Origin of the sequence: Arthrobacter sp. H-02-3, from assembly GCF_003097355.1 — a bacterium.
Taxonomy (GTDB): Bacteria; Actinomycetota; Actinomycetes; order Actinomycetales; family Micrococcaceae; genus Arthrobacter; species Arthrobacter humicola.
Window position 1 is genome coordinate 1 of the sequence record NZ_PYUI01000017.1, and the last position, 19,906, is coordinate 19,906.

Sequence of the window (19,906 nt, forward strand, 5' to 3'; positions counted from 1 at the left end):
CACCCGTTCGCCACTAATCCCCGGTGCAAGCACCGGATCATCGTTCGACTTGCATGTGTTAAGCACGCCGCCAGCGTTCATCCTGAGCCAGGATCAAACTCTCCGTTGAAGAAAAACAGACACAACACGCGCCCCCGGGAAAACGGGGAACACACGCTGCACAAAATTTGAAACCAGCCAAAAACACCAGACCACACCACGGGGTGGCGGGCCCGGCACATTCAACCAATTCAATACAATAAATTGGTATCAACAAACTTGGCACACTATTGAGTTCTCAAACAACAGACACATTCGAATACTCGTCGAAACAATTCATTTCAATGAATTCTTTTATTTCGCTTTTCTTCGCTGCGATGTTTACAGCTTATTTCATTCATTTCCACTTTGCAAATTCGCGATTTTCATCCGAATTTCACTCAGTGGAGCGAATCCGCCCAGCAGAATTGAAGCAATTTTTCATTATCCGCGCCTAGCGCATGAAGAATTGCTTCTCATTTGTGGGGGTTTGTCTCCGCTCAGCGGCGGCGACTCAGAAAACAATACACGCTCCTCCCCGGCCGTGCAAATCAGCCAGGAAGGAGCGTGCAGCGTGCGTTCTCAGTACGGACCAGCAGCTGATCAGGACGCCGCGACCTCCACCGTTGCGAGGTTCTTCTTGCCCCGACGCAGGAGCAGGTAGCGCCCGTGGAGCAACTGGCTGGCCGCAATAACGGCGTCGGGGTCGGAAACCTTCGCGTTGTTCACGTAGGCCCCGCCCTCCCCCACGGTGCGGCGGGCGGCGGACTTGCTCTCGGACAGGCCGGAGGCCACGAGCAGTTCGATGATGCCCAGACCGCCGGCGTCCACGGTGGCGGACGGCAGCTCGGAGGTGGCAGCCTTCAGGGTCGCTTCATCCAGCACAGTCAGATCGCCGTTGCCGAACACCGCCGCCGACGCCGCAATGACCTTTTCCGTGGCGTCAACACCGTGGACAAGAGAGGTCACCTCGTATGCCAGTTTCCGCTGGCCCTCGCGGGCGAACGGCCGTTCGGCGACCGCCAGTTCCAGTGCCTCGATCTCCGCACGGGTCAGGAACGTGAAGACCTTGAGGCGAGCCGCGACGTCGGCATCTGCCGTGTTGAGCCAGAACTGGTAAAAGGCGTACGGGCTGCACATCGCCGGATCCAGCCAGATCGCGTTGCCCTCGCTCTTGCCGAACTTGGTGCCGTCAGAGTTGGTGATGAGCGGCGTTCCCAGGGCATGGACGTGCTTGCCCTCAACCTTCCGGATGAGTTCGGTGCCGCTGGTGAGGTTGCCCCACTGGTCCGAGCCGCCGGTCTGCAAGGCGCAGCCGTAGTCGCGGAACAACTGGAGGTAGTCCATGCCCTGCAGGATCTGGTAACTGAATTCGGTGTAGCTGATGCCTTCATCCGAGCCAAGGCGGGACGCGACGGCATCCTTGCGGAGCATGGTCCCGACCCGGAAGTGCTTGCCGATGTCGCGCAGGAAGTCGATGGCGCTCAGCGGCGCCGTCCAATCCAGGTTGTTGACCATCCGGGCGGCGTTGTCACCCTCGAAGCTCAGGAAGCGGCGGACCTGCGCCTGCAGGTAGCCCACCCACTCCGAGACGGTGTCCTTGGTGTTAAGGGTGCGTTCCGCCGTCGGACGCGGATCCCCGATCAGCCCCGTGGAGCCGCCGACCAGGCCGAGCGGCTTGTGGCCGGCCAGCTGGATCCGGCGCATGAGCAGCAGCTGGACGAGGTTGCCCAGGTGCAGGCTCGGCGCGGTCGGATCGAAGCCGCAGTAATACGTCACAGGCTCGCCGGCGAGGAGCTTCTCGAGCTCCGCCTCATCCGTGGAGACGTGGACAAGGCCGCGCCATTTCAGCTCCTGCCAGATATTGGCGAAGCTGGGGTCGTTCTGCTGGGCATCGAGATTATTTAGCTGGGACACGGAATCTAAGGTAGCAGGATCAGCACATCCGCATCGCAGGTGACGCCCTGCCGACCGCTGTCTCCCCGCCGCCGTTCGGCAACGGGGAGCCGCCGTCCGGCAGCCGTACAGCGCGGCGGCCGGAACGGGCCTACTCCTCGATGCCGGCGGGGACGCCGGAGGCGGCGATGAGCCTCAGGCGTTGCGTGGGCCTGGTCATGGCCACATAGAGGTCGCCCACCCGGCCGTGCTCATGGTTGAGCATGTCCGTCGGTTCCAGGACCACGACGCCGTCGAACTCCAGTCCCTTTGCCTCGCGGGGGCTGATAACCACGATGTCCTGCGCGTAGCTTCCCGCACCGGTCCCCACGCGGTGCCCGTACACGGCCCGGAGTGCAGCGCTGGCTTCCGGGAGAAGCTCGCCGTCGGCAATGACCGCCAGCAGGCCACCTTCGATCGCGTCCAGTTCCTCCGGCAGTACCTCGACGAGCTTCGTGACAATCTGGCTCTGGTCCACGCGGTCGATCACCGGCGCCCAGCGTCCTTCCCTGACTGCCTTCGGCGCGGAAACCACCAGGCCGGCCGCATTGGCCATCCGGGCGGCCGCCTCGGCGATCTGCGACGGCGTGCGGTAGTTGACGGTGAGTTCCTCGAGCTGCCAGCGGTCGCCAAACATGGGGGCCAGAGCGCTGTGCCAGGAGTTGGCGCCGGCGACTGAACTCGTCTGGGCGATATCGCCGACGATCGTGAACGACTTCAGCGGGCAACGGCGGACGAGTAGCCGCCACTGCATGGGCGACAACTCCTGCGCCTCGTCCACCACAATGTGCCCGAACGCCCAGCTGCGGTCCGTGGTGGCACGCTCGGCAGCGGTCAGCCGCGTCTCGCGCTCCTGGTTCTGGTCCACGAGGTCTTCGGCGGTGACGAGGACATCCACCCCGGCGGTTTCCATGTTGACCAGAGTCTGCTTGGCGTTGGCGAGATCGCGGGCGCGGTCCTGTTCCTGCTGAGCCAGTCCCCGGCCGGCGGCGGCATCAAGCTCGCCGAGCAATTCGGCGGCCTCGTCGAGCAACGGGACGTCGGACTCCGTCCACGGCGAGCCGGCCGGGCGGAGCAGCAGAGCGCGTTCCTCCGGGGTGAGGTTCGGGGTGCATGCCTCGAGAATGGCCGGCTTGCTCAGCAACTCGCCCACAAGCTTCTCCGGGGTCATGGGCATCCAGCACAGGTTCAGCGCGATCCGGACATCCCTGGCGGACCGGACATCCTCCGCCAGGTAGGAGCGGTCGGCGTTGTTGCCGATGTTGCCGGCTTCCACCAGCTCCGTCATCTGTTCGGTCAGTTCGCGGAGCAGAATCTTGACGAAGGAGACTCGGGCCTCGTTGTGCGGCTTGCCCGTGGCCCGTGCCCTCTCCTTGGCGCGGCGGACCTGCCGCGGCGTCAGGATCAGCTTGCGCCCGTCGACCTCCAGGACGCGGTTTCCGGCCGGGAGGCGCTGCCGGTTAGCGACGGCGTTGGCCACCACGTCGGCCATGTCCAGCCGGCCCTTGATGGCGGCCACGGCAGAGTCCGGCTCGGCCACGGCGGTGATGCCCGGCATAAGCCGGCCAAGGCTCGCCATCACGACGCCGGTCTCACCCAGCGAGGGCAGCACACGTTCGATGTACTTCATGAAGGACGACGTCGGCCCCACCAGCAGGACGCCGGCGCTCTTGAGCCGGTCCCGGTGCGTGTAGAGCAGGTAGGCCGCGCGGTGCAGTGCGACGGCGGTCTTGCCAGTGCCCGGTCCGCCCTGGACCACGAGCGCGCCGGAGATGGAGGAACGGATGATCCGGTCCTGCTCGGACTGGATGGTGCCGACGATGTCCGACATCCGGCCGGTCCGCTTGGAATTCAGGGCAGCCAGCAGGGCGCCTTCGCCCTGGAGGGAGTCGTTGTCGGCGAGCATGTCGGCGTCGAGCACGTCATCCTCGATCGCCTTGACCTCGCGGCCCTGCAGGATCAGGTGACGGCGGCGACGAACGCCCTGCCGGTCAAAAGCCGTGGCCTGGTAGAAATGGCCGGCCTCGGGCGCCCGCCAGTCCACCATGAGCCGCTGCAGGTCCTCGGTGGTCAGCCCGATGCGGCCGATGTACTGGGCCTCCCCGGAGTCCAGGTCCAGGCGGCCGAAGACGAGGCGGTCATCGACGGCGTCGAGCTGGGCGAGGCGGTCCTCGTACAGGGCCGCGAAGGCATCGCGTTCGGAGACGTTTTGCATGGTGCCCACGGCACCGGCACGGCGCACCTGGGCCAGCTGGGTGCGCTTCTCTGCCCGCAACTCATCGAGCCGGGCGTAAAGTCCGGCCACATAGTCGCGTTCATGGGCCAAATCAGCGTCGTGCATCGAACGTTCCCCTATCGAAAAAGACAGACCCACCATTCTACAGCCATTTCGGCAGACTCAGCTTTCGCCGGTCTGTCGAACAATGCCAAGGCAGTCTTCGTCAGGGAATTCTACCGACACGTCCCGAATGGTCCAGCCCCGGACCTCCCGTTAGAGTCGTAACAAGGATCGGACGTTGTGGCCGGTCAGGGCCGCGCGGCCGCCAAGATCGTCCAGTTCCATGACCACGCCGACGCCGGCCACGTGGATGCCGCAGCGCTCAAACAGCCGTGCCGTGGCGCCGAGCGTACCGCCGGTGGCGAGGACGTCGTCGAGGATCAGCACGCGGCTCCCGGGCGCCAGATCGGTCGTATGCAGCTCGAGGGTGGCGGTGCCGTATTCCAGGGCGTAGTCCTCGGAGACGACCTCGCGCGGCAGCTTGCCCGCCTTCCGGACGGTGATGACGCCGGTGCCGGTGGCATACGCGGCGGCGGCGGCAAGAAGGAAGCCGCGGGCTTCCACCCCGGCGACGGCGTCGAACTGGCCCTTGAACGGCTCAACGAGGGCGTCGACCACCGCCTTCAGTGCCGCCCCGTCGGCGAACACCGGGGTCAGGTCCTTGAAGCTGATTCCGGGTTGGGGGTAGTCCGGGATGGTGGCGCAGAGGCTGTTGATCAGCTCGTCCACGGGCTTTGCTGGCTTGATCTGGTTCGGCTCGCTTGGATTCACCCATCCACCTTACTGGCTGGTAGCCACGCGCCGCCGGGCCTGCCCCGTGCCGGGCAACCTGGCGGTCACCGAATGTTCACCTCAGGGGTGCCGGATTCCACCGTTGCGTCCACTCCCGCGGTGATTGAATGCTCCAATGCGACACGAAATCGTCCTCTCCGGCCATGGCGTCCACGTGGTTCCGCTGGCCCCGGAGCATGCGGAAGGTCTCTTTGATTTTGTGGATTCCGGCATGTGGGCGGGCATGGCGGCGCCGATGCCCGGGACCAGCGGCGAGCTGGCGGCGCTGTTCCAGTCCCGGCTGGACGATCCTGCAACCATCCCGTTCGCTGTGACGGACGGGCGCACCGGCGCCCTCCTTGGCACGACGTCCCTGTGTGACTACGTTCCCGCCCAACAGCGCCTGGAAATCGGGGGAACGTTCTTCGGGCGGCAGTTCTGGGGCAGCCACATCAATCCCGCGAGCAAGCACATGCTCCTCGCCCACGCCTTTGAGGTACTGGAAGTCCACCGGGTGGCGTTCCGCTGCGATGCCCGCAACACCCGGAGCGCGACGGCGATCGAGCGGCTCGGCGCCCGCTTCGAGGGGATCCTGCGCGGCCACCGTGTAGCGCCCGGCGGGGGCCGTTCGGACACCGCCGTGTTCTCGATCCTCTCGCAGGAGTGGCCGCAGGTGCGCGAAGACCTCCGGCGCCGGCTTGCCCCGTTCGCTGTCGGAGCCGACTGCGCACTCCGCGCCTTCGCGGGCCTCTAGAACTCCCTAGGCCCCAGGCCCTGCATCTGCACAGGAGGCGCCCCCGGCGTCGCCGCCCGGGTCCGGTGAGCGCAGGAGGTCCTGGGCGAGCCCATAGGAGACGACGTCGAGCGCCTTTCTGAGCGCGTGCTCGGCATGGAACCGTCCGGCCGCCACAGTGCTCAGCCTGGCGTAGTCCTCCGCCCAGCCGGACCGGCGGAACCTGTCTGCGTCGCCATGCAGGAGCCGCCCGTAGAGCACGTCCTCGAAGAGGTCATGGGCATCATCCTGATCATCCGGAGCGAGTCCGGACATCAACTTCTGGCGGCCCCGGATCATCCCATCGGTGAACAAGGTGGCCGCCTGGTCTGCGCCCTCGGTTATCCGGACGTCCGCCGCGTAATTGCACAAACGCAAGGCCCGCACCACGAGTTTGAGCGACACGTGTTCATCCGGAACGATGAATTTGCGCAGCAAGACCGCACGGAAGAGCTCGATCCAGTGCGTGCGCTCCGCCGCTGCAGCGTCGACGGAATCGACGGGTTCCGCTGGCTCCGCCGGCTCCCTCGGGACCGGGCCGCCATCTGCGGAGAACAGCTCAACCATGCGGAAGTACTCGGTGGCCAGCTGCGCAAAGATCTGCAGGCGTTCGAGCTCGCTGCTTGGCTTTCCCCGTTTTCCCTCGCCCATAATGCTTCATCATGCCCCACCGCGGGTGCCCGGCATCAGGGGTCCCTCCGGCTACGCGTTCCTGGTGTTTGGCGCTTTGGCGGCCTTGTAGCGGGACACGGTGGGGTCGCCGCTGAGCCAGAACCGCCATGGGTAGTCGTGGCTGCCGCCGGCGCCGGAGACGCCGACGCGCGGACCCGAGCTGATGTCCGCGGCGGCCGCGCCCGGCGGCGTCGCGGGCAGCTCCAGCCGGAAGGGTGCCACGAGGGCGTCCCGCCCGCTGTCCGCCGTCGTCAGCCCCAGCGCGGTGGCAAGCCGGGCGGGCCCGCTTGCGAGGTCGTTGTCGGATTTCGACGTCGGGCGCCTGCGCCGGGCCAGCTCGTGTCCGGCGACAACTTCGCCGGCCCGCAGCAGCAAGGCCGACGCCGTGCCGGCGGGTCCGCAGACGATGTTGGCGCAATGGTGCATCCCGTACGTGAAATACACGTAGAGGTGGCCGGCCGGCCCGAACATCGGCGCGTTGCGCGCCGTTTCGCCGCGGAAGGTGTGGGAGCCCGGGTCAGGGTGCAGTGAATCATGCGGGCCAAGGTAGGCCTCCACTTCGGTGATCCGTACCGAGACGGAACCGTCGCGCCCGTCATGCGTCAACACGGCTCCCAGAATCAGCGGCGCCACGTGCCGGGCGTCCGCCGAGAGCAGCTCCCGGAGCAACCCGGCCGCAACGGGCGATGCGCCGGATACCGCACCCGGCACTGTTCCCGCCCCGGACACGGCACCGGACCTGGCGGGAAGCGGGCTGGACGTCATGCTCCGACTTTAACAAACGCCCGCCGGACACTGAACCGCCCGCCACGGCCGTGTCCGAATTCCGCTAGCAGGTGGTCGGCGAAGCTGGCAGGATGGGGTCATGGACTTCTGGCAGCGCTACCGGGCAATCGACGCCCGGGACACCCGATTCGACGGGCAGTTCTATACCGCTGTCCGGACCACAGGGATCTACTGCCGGCCCTCATGCCCGGCCCGGACCCCCAAAGCGGACAACGTCACGTTCTATGAAACCTCGGCCGCCGCGCACGAGGCCGGCTACCGGGCCTGTAAGCGCTGCCTGCCCGAGGCCGTGCCCGGCACGCCGGCCTGGAACGTGCGCTCGGACATCGCCGGCCGCGCCATGCGGCTCATCAACGACGGCGTGATCAACCGCGACGGCGTCGAGGGGCTGGCGGCCCGGCTGGGCTATTCCTCGCGCCAGCTCAACCGGATCCTGAGCCATGAACTCGGCGCCGGCCCGCTGTCCCTCGCGCGGGCCAGCCGCGCCCAGACCGCGCGCACCCTGCTGGTCTCCACCGGAATGAAGGTCTCGGACATCGCCTTCGCCGCCGGATTCAGCAGCGTGCGCCAGTTCAACGAGACCATCGGCGAAGTCTTTGCCATGACGCCCTCCGCCCTCCGTGCCACGGCCCGGCATCACCGTGCCCCCGCTGCCACCACGGCGCTCACGCTCAACCTTCCGTACCGGGAACCGTTCAATCCCGGCGTGTTCGACTTCCTCGCCGTCCGCGCCATCCCCGGGATCGAGGAAGGCAGCTCCGGCTCCTATGCCCGGACCCTGCGGCTGGCGCACGGCGATGCCCGGTTCCGGGTGGAGTACGACGCCGGCGCGCCCGGCCGTCCGCTGGTGCTGACCATCGGCGCCGTCGACCTCCGGGACCTGGCCTCTCTGCTGAGCCGGGTCCGGCGTCTGCTGGACCTCGACGCCGATCCCGTCGCCATCGATGCCGCCCTCGCGGCCGATCCCCGCCTTGCCGCCGCCGTGGCACGCACGCCGGGCATGCGGATGCCCGGTGCCGTAGACCCGCAGGAACTCCTGATCCGGGCCATGATCGGCCAGCAGATCACCGTGGCTGCCGCGCGGACCGCCCTGGTCCAGCTCTCCGCGGCCGGAAGCGAGAGCCTGGTGCCCGCCGATGGTCTCCACCGGCTCTTCCCCACGGCTGCCCAGATCGCGGAAACAGGCTTCGAACTGCTCCGCGGGCCGCAACGCCGCATCGACTCGGTCCGGGCAGCGGCCGCGGCAATGGCCTCCGGGGACCTGGACTTCGGCTACGGCGATGACGTGCGCGGACTTGAGGACAAGCTCTTGCCGCTTGCCGGCGTCGGGCCGTGGACGGTGGGATACGTCGCGATGCGGGTCATCGGGGCCCCGGACGTGTTCCTGGCCAACGACGCCGCGGTCCGCAATGGCATCCGGTCCCTCACTCCGGCCACAGACGGCACCACTCCTTCCCCCGATTTCCGTGAGGTGAGTCCGTGGCGCTCCTACGCCACGATGCACCTTTGGCGCGCGGCAGCTGCTGCCCAGGCCGCGGCGCGCACAGCATCTCGTACCCGGTCGCAGTGACCGCCGCAGACTCCGAAGAAAGCGAAACCATGAAAGCCCAGTTGTTGACCATGTCCACCCCGGACGGTCCTTTCACCATCATTGCCCGCGACGGCGCCGTGCTGTCATCCGGCTGGACCGCCGTTCCCGGGGAGCTGACCGGTCAGATCCACGCGGACCTGCTGCCGGCCGAATTCGAGACCGTTACCGGCCTCGGCGCCATCTCCGAGGCGGTGGAGGCGTTCTACTCCGGCGATCCGGAACCGGCCATGGGCGTGCCGGTGCTGCAGAAATCCGGTCCATTCCGCAGCCACGCCTGGGACGTGCTCCGCACCGTCGCACCGGGACGCCCTGTGACCTACACGGAGTATGCGGAGCTTTCCGGCAACGCCAAGGCCGTCCGCGCAGCGGCCAGTGCCTGCGCCTTCAATGCGGCGGCCCTGTTTGTTCCCTGCCACCGGGTCATCCGGACCGACGGGACCCTGGGTGGCTTCCGCTGGGGGCTGGCCGTCAAGGGCAGCCTGCTGGACCGGGAACGCGAACTGGCCCTGACGGCGTCGCGGCCGTAGGGCTGCAGGCCCCGGGAGCGCCGCCTGGCGAAAGGCAGGCCCCGCTCAGTTGTTGACGGGCACGCCCGCGGGCCAAGGCAGCAGCTCCGGAAGGTCCACGCCGTCGGCCGCTGCCGTGGCGCGCAGGCTCCCGAGGCTCGGGGTGCGGCCGGCCAGCCAGGCGGCGATATCGGTCAGCATGCCGCAGATGACGGTGGATTTCCCCCCGCTGCCAATGGCCCGGTCGGGCAGCCCGAGCGGCTGCAGCACGAAACGCTGGCCGTCCGGGACCCTGGCGGAGAGGAAGTCGAAGAGGTGTTCGCAGAAGGGCCGGCTCCAGGTTTCCGGTCCGCGCCCGGTGCCGAGGTCCGTGGCATGGATGACGAGTTCTCGCCACAGCGCCAGGCCGCCGTCAAGGACGACTCCCCCGCGGTAGGCAATGGGCGCACGCCAGCCGGCCGCGTCGAGGGAATCGAAGGCGCGCAGAGCCCGTTCCAGCGACGAGGCGAGGTCGGCACGGTGCTCCGCGAGGCTGTGGCCGGCCGCCATTTCGATGGCACGGGTGCGCCCCTCGAAACCGCCGTCATAGAGCTCGATTTTTTCGCCGCGGGCGGCATGTTCGAGCTGGCGGGCCATCGCGTTGGCGATGCCGCAGATGTGCGCCAGCACGTGCCCGCGGGTCCAGCCCGGCAGCTCGGATGGCGCTTTGATGTCCTGTTCCGAGAGCGAAGCGGCAATACCCGTCACGGTGTCGGCGGCCCGGTGCAGTTCTTCCCGAAGCTTTTCTGGTGTGATTGCGGTCATGGCGCCCATCCTAACGGAGCCACCGGATTAGCAGCGATTAACTGAGCCGGGTCCGGTCAGCGGGTCGGGTAGCGGTGCCGGATGTGCCGGCGGTCGTGCCGTGCCTGCCAGAATTCGATCTCCCGCGGACGCACCGCGTAGAGCTGCCAGTTGGGGTTCTCAGTGCCGTCCGCTCCGGGCCGGGCGTGCCAGTCCGCGGCCGAGGCCGCGGCGGACAGCGCCACGACGTCCCCTGCCACCCGCACCTGGCGGCCCTGCGGCTGCCAGAAGAAGTTCAGCGCCGCGTGCGGGTTGGACGTGAGTTCGTGTCCCTTCCGGGACTCCCGGGACGTGGCGAAGTGCCAGCCGTCGGCGTCGATGTCCTTCAGGATCAGCATGCGCGAGGACGGCCGGCCGTCGGCGTCGGCCGTGGCCAGGCTGCAGGCGTTGGGTTGCGGCACCCCGGCCTCGAGGGCTTCGGCGAGCCACTGCCGGAAGAGTTCGGCGGGATCTGCGGGGGCGGCGGCCGGATCAAACTCCGGGAGGACATCGGGGAAATCGGGCAGGGCACGCAGGTACCGGCGGAAGGATTCGCTCATGCACCCACCTTAAACGCCGCGAGTTGGCACTTCACGGCCGTGTTTTCGAAAAACATTGCCGCGAAATGCCAACTCGGTGGTAGACGCCCGGGTGGCGAGAGTTGCTACCCCGCGTACTCCCGCGCGCCGGCCAGCTCGCCTTCAAGGGCCAGCAGCTGGCGCTCGACGGCGGCCGGTGCGGTGCCGCCCTGGGAGTTGCGGCTGTTGAGCGAGCCTTCGGTGGACAGGACCGTGCGGACTTCCGGCGTCAGGTGCTCCGAGATGGCGGCGTATTCCGCGTCCGTCAGGTCCCAGAGCTCGACGCCGCGGCTTTCGGCCTGCTTCACCGCGGCACCGGAGAGCTCGTGCGCCTCGCGGAACGGAACACCCTGCCGGACCAGCCATTCGGCAATGTCCGTGGCCAGCGCGAAGCCCTGCGGCGCCAGCGCTTCCATCCGTTCGGTGTTGAACTTCAGGGTCGCGATCATGCCGGAGACGGCCGGAAGCAGCACTTCCAGGGTGTCGGCGGCGTCGAAGACCGGCTCCTTGTCTTCCTGCAGGTCGCGGTTGTACGCGAGCGGCAGGCCCTTGAGCGTCGCCAGCAGGCCCGTCAGGTTGCCGATCAGCCGGCCGGCCTTACCGCGCGCGAGCTCGGCGACGTCCGGGTTCTTCTTCTGCGGCATGATCGAGGAGCCGGTGGAGTAGGAATCATGCAGGGTGACGAAGGAGAACTCCTTCGTGGCCCACAGGATCACTTCCTCCGAGACCCGGGACAAGTCCACCCCGATCATGGCCGTGATCCAGGCGAACTCAGCGAAGACATCGCGGGAGGCGGTGCCGTCGATCGAGTTGTGCGTGGCGGAGAAGAAGCCCAGTTCCGCGGCAACGGCTTCGGGGTCCAGGCCCAGCGAGGAGCCGGCAAGGGCCCCCGAGCCATAGGGCGAAACCCCGGCGCGCTTGTCCCAGTCGGCCAGCCGCTGCACATCCCGAAGCAGTGCCCAGGCGTGGGCCAGCAGGTGGTGGCTGAGCAGCACCGGCTGGGCATGCTGGAGGTGGGTGCGGCCGGGCATGGCCACACCACGGTGGGCCTTGGCCTGGTCCACGAGAGCATCGATCGTGGCGAGCACGCCGCGCGCGATGATGCGGGCGTGGTCCCGCAGGAACATCCGGCCCAGGGTGGCCACCTGGTCGTTGCGGGACCGGCCGGCGCGGAGCTTGCCGCCGAGCTGGGTCCCGGCGCGCTCGATCAGGCCGCGCTCCAGGGAACCATGCACGTCCTCATCGGACTCGGCCGGCGTATAGGCCCCCGAGGCGACGTCCTCATCCAGCCGCGTCAGGGCGGCCAGCATGCCCTCGAGCTCGGCGTCGTCCAGCAGCCCGGCCTTGTGCAGCACGCGGGCGTGCGCCTTGGACCCGGCGATGTCGTAGCGGGCCAGCCGCCAGTCAAAGTGCGTGGACTTGCTCAGCGCCGCGAGGGCGTCCGCGGGGCCGCCGGCGAACCGACCGCCCCACAGCGCTCCCGTGTTCGTTGCCTCGGACTTGGTGCTTTCCTGCTCAGCCACAGGGGCTACTTTCCGGCGACGCGGATGTCGCGGCCGGAGGCAACCTTGGCGGACATGCCCCACAGCTCGATGAAGCCACGCGCCATCGACTGGTCGAAAGTGTCGCCGGTGTCGTAGGTGGCGAGGTCGAAGTCGTAAAGCGAGGTCTCGGAGCGGCGTCCGTTGACGATCGCCTGGCCGCCGTGCAGGACCATGCGGATGTCGCCGGAGACGTAGCGCTGGGTGTCTTCGATGAAGGCGTCGAGCGAGCGCTTGAGCGGGGAGAACCACTGGCCGTCGTAGACCAGCTCGGCCCAGCGCTGGCCGACGGTGGCCTTGAAGCGGGCCTGCTCGCGCTCGATCGTGATGTCCTCGAGGTGCTTGTGCGCGGTGATCAGCGCCATGGCACCGGGGGCCTCGTAGATTTCGCGGGACTTGATGCCCACCAGGCGGTCCTCGACGACGTCGATCCGGCCGACGCCCTGGGCACCGGCCCGGCGGTTGAGTTCCTTGATGGCCTGCAGCGGGGTGACCTTGACGCCGTCGATCGCGACCGGCACGCCGGCCTCGAAGGAGATGGTGACTTCATCCGGCGCCGGCGGGAATTCCGGGGTGGCGGTGTAGTCGTAGATGTCCTTGGTCGGGGCGTTCCAGATGTCCTCGAGGTAGCCGGTTTCGACGGCGCGGCCCCAGACGTTCTGGTCGATCGAGTACGGGTTCTTCTTGGTGGTCTCGATCGGCAGTCCCTTCTCCTCGGCGAAGGCGATGGCCTTGTCGCGGGTCAGGGCGAGGTCGCGGACCGGGGCGATGCACTTCAGGTCCGGGCCGAGGGTCTGGATGCCGACCTCGAAGCGGACCTGGTCGTTGCCCTTGCCGGTGCAGCCGTGGGCCACGGTGGTGGCACCGAATTCACGGGCGGCCTTGACCAGGTGCTTGACGATCACCGGGCGGGAGATGGCGGAGACCAGCGGGTAGTGGCCCTGGTAGAGGGCGTTGGCCTTCAGCGTGGGGACGCAGTACTCGTTGGCGAACTCGTCGCTGGCGTCGGCCACGTAGGCCTCGACGGCGCCGCAGCCCAACGCGCGCTGGCGGATGGTTTCCAGGGATTCGCCGCCCTGTCCGACGTCGACGGCCACGGCGATGACCTCGGCGCCGGTGGCTTCACCGATCCAGCCGATGGCTACGGAAGTATCCAGGCCGCCGGAGTAGGCCAGAACAATACGCTCAGTCACTTGAAATGCTCCTTAGTTGTTTGGTTGATGCAGTTGTCTGGGAAGAATGTGGAAGAACTGTCGGGAAAACTGCTGCGGAAATCGTGTCTACTGAAAGCCTGTCACAGGCCCACCGCAGGCCCAATCCTCCGTTTGCCGCGGCGCTATTGGCTGCCGGCTTCCTCGGCGAACTGCAGGAAGCGGGCTGCGACGTCGGCGCCGCCCAGGGGGTCCCGGGTGACGAGGAGGACGGTGTCGTCCCCCGCGATGGTGCCCAGGATCGAAGGCATCACGGAGTGGTCGATCGCGAGGGCCAGGAAGTTCGCGGCCCCCGGCGGGGTCCTGAGCACCACGAGGTTGGCCGAGGCCTCGGCGGTCACGAGCAGTTCCCCGCACAGCCGGCTCAGCCGGGCGTCGAGGATTTCCTGGGTGACACCGCTTTTGGCGGCCCGTTCGCCGCCCTCCCCCGGGACGGCGTAGACCAGCACGCCGTCCTTGCCGCGGACCCGGACCGCGCCGAGTTCCACGAGGTCGCGGGAGAGCGTGGCCTGGGTAACCTGGACGCCGTCGTCCGCGAGCAGCGCCGCGAGCTCGGCCTGCGACCGGACCGATTCGCCCGTGAGGATCGCCGTGATCCGAGCCTGCCGGGCCGTTTTGGTGGCCGGGCTGGCCCCCGGAGAGGCTGGCTGGACGGACATCAGGCCGGGCCCACCGGCGCCAGCCCATCGACCGGCGCGAGCCCGTCAACAACCGCCAGGCCTGAGCGGTGCATGAGCCATGCCAGGAGTGCCTTCTGGGCGTGGAGGCGGTTTTCGGCCTCGTCCCAGACCACCGACTGCGGGCCGTCAATGACGTCCGCGGCGATCTCGTAGCCGCGGTAGGCCGGCAGGCAGTGGAGCACGACGGCGTCCGGCGCCGCGAGCTTCATGGCGTCAGCGTCCACGGAATAGTTGCGGAACAGCTTCATCCGCGCTTCCTTTTCCGCTTCCTGGCCCATGGACACCCACGTGTCGGTGGCGACGACATCAGCGCCGAGGAGGGCCTCGGCGGGGTCGATCGTCACGAGCACCGAGCCGCCGGTCTCCGCGGCGCGATCCTCGGCGGCGGCGATGATCTCCGGGGACGGCAGGTACCCGTCCGGGCCCGCGATGCGGACGTTCATGCCCGCCGTGACACCGGCCAGCAGGTAGGAGTTGGCCATGTTGTTGGCGGAGTCGCCCAGGTACGCCATGGTCAGGCCGTTGAGTTCGCCCTTGTGTTCCTTGATGGTCAGGAGGTCGGCGAGCAGCTGGCACGGGTGGTAGTCATCGCAAAGGGCGTTGATGACCGGAACGCGCGAGTTTTCGGCCATGGCGACGAGGCCGGCGTGCGCGCCGGTGCGCCACACGATGGTGGAGACCATGCGTTCGAGCACCTTGGCGGTGTCCTCGACCGATTCCTTGTGGCCGATCTGTGCTTCGCCCGGGTTGATGATGAGCGGGTTGCCGCCCATGTCCGCGATGCCGGTGGCGAAAGAGACCCGGGTCCGGGTGGAGGTCTTGTCGAAGATGACAGCCACGGTCTTGCGGCCGCTGGCCGCCGCGGCGAAGGGCTGGACGCTGTACGGCGCGGCCTTCATCCGGGCGGCGAGCTCGAGGACCTCGGCTTGTTCGGCCGGGCTGAGGTCCGTGTCCTTGAGGAAGTGGCGGACGGGTCTTGTCGAAATTTCAGTTGCGGTCACTGGGCGTCCTTTGCGGTCTGGAGGAGGGCGGGCAGCGCCGCGAGGAAGCGGTCGGCCTGATCGGTGGTCAGGATCAGGGGCGGTGCCAGCCGGATGGTGCGCGGGCCCGGGCTGTTGACGATGAACCCGGCGTCGAGCCCGGCGGCAACGACGCCGGGGGCGACGTCGGCGTCGAGGTCGAAGCCGATCAGCAGCCCCTCGCCGCGGACCTCGGTCACGCCGTCGATCCCGGCCAGGCCCGCGCGCAGGTGCTCCCCCACGGCCCGGACGTGGGCCAGGACGTCCTGGCTTTCGAGGACGTGCAGGGTGGCGAGGGCGGCCGCGGTGGCCACCGGGTTGCCGCCGAACGTGGTCCCGTGCTGGCCGGCGGTCAGCAGCGCGGAGTTTTCCGGGCCGAAGGTCACGAGGGCGCCGATCGGGAAGCCGCCGCCCAGCCCCTTGGCGAGGGTCACGGCGTCGGGCACGATCCCGGCGTCCTCGCTGGCCAGCCACTTGCCGGTGCGGCCGATGCCGGTCTGGACCTCGTCGAGGATCAGCAGCGCGCCCGCGGCGGTTGTGGCCTCGCGGGCAGCCTTGAGGTAGCCGGCGGGCAGCGGCCGGACGCCGGCCTCGCCCTGTATCGGTTCCAGGAAGACCGCGGCGGTGGTGTTGTCCACCGCGGCGCGAAGGGCCTCGATGTCACCGAACGGAACGTGCACGACGCCGCCGGGCAGCGGCGCGAACGGCGCCCGGTATGCCTCCTTGGCGGTCAGCGCGAGGGCGCCCATTGTGCGGCCGTGAAAGGCGCCCTCGAGCGCGATGATCTTGGTGCGCGGCTTCGCTGCGCTCTCCGCGGCTGCGGCGTGGCTGGCGCCGGTGTTCCGGCGCGCCAGCTTGAACGCCGCTTCGACGGCCTCGGTGCCGGAGTTGGCGAAGAACACCTTGGAGCCGGCCGGCGCCTTGGACAGTTCCAGCAGCTTTTCGGCCAGGGCGATCTGGGTGGGGCTCGTGAAGAAGTTGGAGACGTGGCCCAGGGTGGCGAGCTGGCTGGAGATCACCGAGGTGACGAACGGGTGGGCGTGGCCCAGGGCGTTCACCGCGATTCCGCCGAGCAGGTCGAGGTACTCCTTGCCGTCGGCGTCCCACACGAGGCAGCCGGCGCCGCGGACCAGAACCCGTTGCGGGGTGCCGAAGACGCCCAGCAGGGAGGAGGAGTAGCGGGAGAGCCACTGCGCGCCGGTGGTTTGACCGACGAGCGCGGTTGCGGCGGCCTCCGCAGCGATGGGGGCCCCGCCCGTCCCCGGGCTCACCCCATCGCTGCTGCGGCCTTCAGCGGAATGGCTCAGTTCAGTGCTGCTCACTATGCGTTCACTTCCTCGTCCGGGACCACTTGGGTGCCGATGCCGGCGGTGGTAAAGGTTTCCAGCAGCATCGAGTGCGGCAGCCGGCCGTCCACGATGTGGGCGCGCTCGACGCCGTCGTCAATTGCTTTCAGGCAGGCCGCCATCTTCGGGATCATGCCGGACTCAAGGCGCGGCAGCAGCTCGCGGAGCTCCGAAGCCGTCAGCGACGAGATGAGCGAGGACCGGTCCGGCCAGTTGGCGTAAAGGCCTTCGACATCGGTCAGGATGACCAGCTTGGATGCACCCAGCGCCGACGCGACCGCGGCCGCCGCCGTGTCCGCGTTGACGTTTAGCACCTGCCCGGTGGTGGACCCGTCGTCGTGGATTTCCGGGGCGACGGTGGAGATCACGGGAATCCGCCCGGCGGCCACGATGTCCAGGATGCCTTCCGGGTTGACCCCGACGACCTCGCCCACCAGGCCCAGGTCCACCTCTTCGCCGTCCACCACGGTGCCGGTACGGACGGCGCGGAGCAGGCCACCGTCCTCACCCGACATGCCGACGGCGTACGGGCCGTGGGAGTTGATCAGGCCCACGAGTTCGCGTCCCACCTGGCCGGTGAGGACCATCCGGACCACGTCCATGGCCTCAGGGGTGGTGACGCGCAGGCCGCCCTTGAACTCGGATTCGATCCCGAGCCGGCTGAGCATGCTGTTGATCTGCGGGCCGCCGCCGTGCACCACCACGGGGTGGATGCCGACGTGGTGCAGGAAGACGACGTCTTCCGCGAAGGCGCGGCGGAGCTCGTCGTTGACCATGGCGTTGCCGCCGTACTTGATCACCATGGTGGTGCCGGCAAAGCGCTGGATCCAGGGCAGCGCCTCGATCAGCGTGGCTGCTTTGTCGCGGGCCTCGGACATGGAGGTGGTCTCGCGTGTCTGGGTGTTCATGCTGTTCGTCCCTTCCCGGAAGGGCCTAGCTTGAGTAGGCGCTGTTCTCGTGGACGTAGTCGTGGGTGAGGTCGTTGGTGAGGATCGTGGCCTCGGCCTCGCCGGCCTGCAGGTCGATCTCGACGAGGACCTCGCGCGGCTCCAGGTCCACGAGGTTCCGGTCGTCGCCGATGCTGCCGTTGCGGCAGATCTGGACGCCGTTCATGGTCACATTGAGCTGGTCCGGCTCGAACGCCGCGTCGGTGGTGCCGACGGCGGACAGCACGCGGCCCCAGTTGGGGTCCTTGCCGAAAATCGCGGTCTTGAACAGGTTGGAGCGGGCGACGGCACGGCTGACGGTCTCGGCGTCCCGCTCGCTCGCAGCGTTGAACGTCCGGATCGCAATATCGTGGCTGGCACCCTCGGCGTCGCCGATCAGTTTGCGTGCCAGCTCGGCGCAGACCTCGGTCAGTCCTGCGCCGAACGCGACGGCGGACGGCACGGCACCGGAGGCACCGGAGGCCAGGAGCACCACGGTGTCGTTGGTGGACATGCAGCCGTCGGAGTCCGCCCGGTCGAAGGTGACCCGGGTGGCGTCGCGGAGGACGACGTCGAGCATTTCCGGCTGGACGTCGGCGTCCGTGGTGAGGACCACCAGCATGGTGGCGAGGCCCGGGGCCAGCATGCCGGCGCCCTTGGCCATGCCGCCGATGGTGAACTCGTTGCCCTCGGCGTCCGTGCCGGTGAAGACGGCCTGCTTGGACACGGAGTCCGTGGTCATGATTGCGGTGGCCGCTGCTGCCCCGCCGTCGGCGGCCAGGCCGGCGGTGGCGGAACCGATCCCGGCCAGGATCTTGTCCATGGGCAGCTGCTCGCCGATCAGTCCGGTGGAGCAGACCACGACGTCGGTGGCCGAGACACCCAGCGACTCGGCGGTCTTCTCGGCCGTGGTGTGCGTGTTCTGGAAGCCCTGGGGCCCGGTGCAGGCGTTGGCTCCCCCGGAGTTGAGGATGACGGCGTCGACGCGGCCGTCCTTGACCACTTCGCGGGACCAGTGCACGGGTGCCGCGGCGACGCGGTTGGACGTGAAGACCGCCGCGGCGGCCTTGGACGGGCCGTCGTTGACCACGAGGGCCAGGTCCGGTTTGCCGGAGGTCTTGAGGCCGGCGGTGACGCCGGCGGCGCGGAATCCCTGCGGTGCGGTGATGCTCACGGTGCGACTCCCTGGAGGTTGAGGCCGGCGTCTTCCGCCAGGCCGAGGGCAATATTCATGGACTGCACGGCCCCGCCGGCGGTTCCCTTGGTCAGGTTGTCGATGGCGCAGCACACGATCACGCGGCCGGTGTGCTCATCGAACGCAAGTTGCATGGCCGTGTGGTTGGATCCCTGGACCGATTTGGTGGAGGGCCACTGGCTTTCGGGGAGCAGGTGCACGAACGGTTCGTCGTCGTAAGCCTCGCTCCAGGCGCGGCGTAACTCCTCGGCGGTGACGCCCGAACGCACCTTCGCAGTCGCCGTCGTGAGGATGCCGCGGCTCATCGGAGCGAGCGTGGGCGTGAAGGACACGGTGACCGGGGCGTTCAGGGCTTTGGACAGTCCCTGCTCGATCTCCGGGGTGTGCCGGTGTCCGCCGCCCACACCGTAGGGGCTCATGGAGCCCATGACCTCGGCGCCGATCAGGTTCACCTTGGCGGCCTTGCCGGCCCCGGACGTGCCGGAAGCGGAGACGATCACGACGTCGTCGCCTTCCAGGAGGTGGTTGCTGAAGCCGGGCGTGAGGGCCAGCAGGGCCGACGTCGGGTAGCAGCCCGGGACGGCGATCCGGGTGGCGCCGCGCAGGGCGTCGCGCTGGCCGGGCAGCTCGGGGAGTCCGTAGGGCCAGGTGCCGGCGTGCGCGGAGCCGTAGAACTTCTCCCAGGCGTGCGGGTCCTCGAGGCGGTGGTCCGCGCCGGCGTCGATCACCACGGTTCCGGCCGGAAGCCGGGCCGCGATCTCCGCGGACGCCCCGTGCGGGAGTGCCAGGAACACGACGTCGTGCCCGGCCAGGTTGTCCACCGTGGTGTCTTCAAGGATCCGGTCTGCCAGGCCATGGAGATGCGGCTGCAATTCCCCTAGTCTGGAACCGGCGTTGCTGTGGGCCGTGATGGCGCCGATGGTGACGTCGGGATGACCGGCAAGGATCCGCAGGACCTCGCCGCCGGCATAACCGCTCGCCCCGGAAACGGCAACAGAAATAGTCATAAGCACGACTATACAGCAAGAGTATGCATAGATGCCGATATTTATGCATCGATGCGTCCGTGTCCGGATGAACCCCGAAATGCGTACGGCTACGGCCCCCTAGCCAGTCCTCCGAGCACGGCTCCGGAAAAAGCGTGCCGGCGTCAGGAGAGTTCCGCCGGCAGAGGATGACGGTGTGGATCGGCGGTCCGTGTAGACACCGGGGCGTATGCTGGGTAAAGGGTAATACAGACCGTGCAGCTGCGAATGTCA

18 protein-coding genes and 1 rRNA gene are annotated in these 19,906 nt (G+C 68.2%); 3 read left to right on the forward strand and 16 right to left on the reverse strand.

The window, feature by feature from the left end; translation table 11 throughout:
- The 4 genes from C9424_RS15315 to C9424_RS15330 form a co-directional block, all read right to left on the reverse strand.
- Positions 1 to 109: ribosomal RNA gene (locus C9424_RS15315) — 16S ribosomal RNA — on the reverse strand; the annotation flags it as partial.
- 512 nt (positions 110 to 621) lie between these two features.
- Complete coding sequence (gene tyrS, locus C9424_RS15320) at positions 622 to 1,935, reverse strand: tyrosine--tRNA ligase (protein ID WP_116767744.1); 1,314 nt, start codon at positions 1,933 to 1,935, stop codon at positions 622 to 624.
- Positions 1,936 to 2,065: 130 nt separating this feature from the next.
- Positions 2,066 to 4,294, reverse strand: coding sequence for a HelD family protein (locus C9424_RS15325; protein ID WP_116767746.1), 2,229 nt, complete (start codon positions 4,292 to 4,294; stop codon positions 2,066 to 2,068).
- Between the two features lie 150 nt (positions 4,295 to 4,444).
- On the reverse strand, positions 4,445 to 5,002 hold the full coding sequence (locus C9424_RS15330) for an adenine phosphoribosyltransferase (RefSeq protein WP_116767748.1): 558 nt from the start codon (positions 5,000 to 5,002) through the stop codon (positions 4,445 to 4,447).
- A gap of 136 nt (positions 5,003 to 5,138) precedes the next feature.
- On the opposite strand from C9424_RS15330, the gene C9424_RS15335 reads away from it, so the two are divergent.
- Positions 5,139 to 5,756: a GNAT family N-acetyltransferase gene (locus tag C9424_RS15335; RefSeq protein ID WP_116767750.1), complete on the forward strand. Its 618-nt coding sequence runs from the start codon at positions 5,139 to 5,141 to the stop codon at positions 5,754 to 5,756.
- A 6-nt stretch (positions 5,757 to 5,762) separates the two neighbouring features.
- Here the strand turns inward: C9424_RS15335 and C9424_RS15340 are convergent, their stop codons facing one another.
- Positions 5,763 to 6,425: a hypothetical protein gene (locus C9424_RS15340; protein WP_116767752.1), complete on the reverse strand. Its 663-nt coding sequence runs from the start codon at positions 6,423 to 6,425 to the stop codon at positions 5,763 to 5,765.
- A 51-nt stretch (positions 6,426 to 6,476) separates the two neighbouring features.
- Positions 6,477 to 7,211, reverse strand: coding sequence for a DNA-3-methyladenine glycosylase (locus C9424_RS15345; protein ID WP_116767754.1), 735 nt, complete (start codon positions 7,209 to 7,211; stop codon positions 6,477 to 6,479).
- A 100-nt stretch (positions 7,212 to 7,311) separates the two neighbouring features.
- On the opposite strand from C9424_RS15345, the gene C9424_RS15350 reads away from it, so the two are divergent.
- Together C9424_RS15350 and C9424_RS15355 are read left to right on the forward strand one after the other, a co-directional pair.
- Positions 7,312 to 8,802 (forward strand): AlkA N-terminal domain-containing protein, encoded by a 1,491-nt coding sequence (locus tag C9424_RS15350; RefSeq protein WP_116767756.1) that lies wholly within the window; start codon positions 7,312 to 7,314, stop codon positions 8,800 to 8,802.
- A 29-nt stretch (positions 8,803 to 8,831) separates the two neighbouring features.
- Positions 8,832 to 9,350 carry a methylated-DNA--[protein]-cysteine S-methyltransferase gene (locus C9424_RS15355; protein WP_116767758.1) on the forward strand — a complete coding sequence of 173 codons (519 nt, stop codon included), beginning with the start codon at positions 8,832 to 8,834 and terminating at the stop codon, positions 9,348 to 9,350.
- A gap of 45 nt (positions 9,351 to 9,395) precedes the next feature.
- Here the strand turns inward: C9424_RS15355 and C9424_RS15360 are convergent, their stop codons facing one another.
- The 10 genes from C9424_RS15360 to argC form a co-directional block, all read right to left on the reverse strand.
- The gene (locus tag C9424_RS15360) at positions 9,396 to 10,133 is read right to left on the reverse strand and encodes a maleylpyruvate isomerase family mycothiol-dependent enzyme (RefSeq protein WP_116767760.1); all 738 of its coding nucleotides are present in this window, start codon (positions 10,131 to 10,133) and stop codon (positions 9,396 to 9,398) included.
- A 56-nt stretch (positions 10,134 to 10,189) separates the two neighbouring features.
- Positions 10,190 to 10,711, reverse strand: coding sequence for a pyridoxine/pyridoxamine 5'-phosphate oxidase (locus tag C9424_RS15365; RefSeq protein ID WP_116767762.1), 522 nt, complete (start codon positions 10,709 to 10,711; stop codon positions 10,190 to 10,192).
- A gap of 104 nt (positions 10,712 to 10,815) precedes the next feature.
- Positions 10,816 to 12,252: an argininosuccinate lyase gene (argH, locus tag C9424_RS15370; protein ID WP_116767764.1), complete on the reverse strand. Its 1,437-nt coding sequence runs from the start codon at positions 12,250 to 12,252 to the stop codon at positions 10,816 to 10,818.
- Between the two features lie 5 nt (positions 12,253 to 12,257).
- Entirely contained in the window at positions 12,258 to 13,463 is a 1,206-nt protein-coding gene (locus C9424_RS15375) for an argininosuccinate synthase (protein WP_091249950.1), read from the reverse strand.
- A 143-nt stretch (positions 13,464 to 13,606) separates the two neighbouring features.
- On the reverse strand, positions 13,607 to 14,140 hold the full coding sequence (locus C9424_RS15380) for an arginine repressor (protein ID WP_091249947.1): 534 nt from the start codon (positions 14,138 to 14,140) through the stop codon (positions 13,607 to 13,609).
- Positions 14,140 to 15,162: an ornithine carbamoyltransferase gene (gene argF / locus C9424_RS15385; protein WP_237563487.1), complete on the reverse strand. Its 1,023-nt coding sequence runs from the start codon at positions 15,160 to 15,162 to the stop codon at positions 14,140 to 14,142. The genes C9424_RS15380 and argF overlap by 1 nt, the downstream gene beginning before the upstream one ends.
- Positions 15,159 to 16,451: an acetylornithine transaminase gene (locus tag C9424_RS15390; protein WP_442862048.1), complete on the reverse strand. Its 1,293-nt coding sequence runs from the start codon at positions 16,449 to 16,451 to the stop codon at positions 15,159 to 15,161. The genes argF and C9424_RS15390 overlap by 4 nt, the downstream gene beginning before the upstream one ends.
- 50 nt (positions 16,452 to 16,501) lie before the next feature.
- Positions 16,502 to 17,434, reverse strand: coding sequence for an acetylglutamate kinase (gene argB / locus C9424_RS15395; protein ID WP_116767766.1), 933 nt, complete (start codon positions 17,432 to 17,434; stop codon positions 16,502 to 16,504).
- A 25-nt stretch (positions 17,435 to 17,459) separates the two neighbouring features.
- Positions 17,460 to 18,626, reverse strand: a complete 1,167-nt coding sequence (gene argJ, locus C9424_RS15400; RefSeq protein WP_116767767.1) for a bifunctional glutamate N-acetyltransferase/amino-acid acetyltransferase ArgJ — start codon at positions 18,624 to 18,626, stop codon at positions 17,460 to 17,462.
- A complete protein-coding gene (argC, locus tag C9424_RS15405) occupies positions 18,623 to 19,654 on the reverse strand; it encodes an N-acetyl-gamma-glutamyl-phosphate reductase (protein WP_116767769.1) in 1,032 nt (343 codons plus the stop codon). Before argC ends, argJ begins: the two co-directional genes overlap by 4 nt.
- Between the last annotated feature and the right edge of the window lie 252 nt (positions 19,655 to 19,906).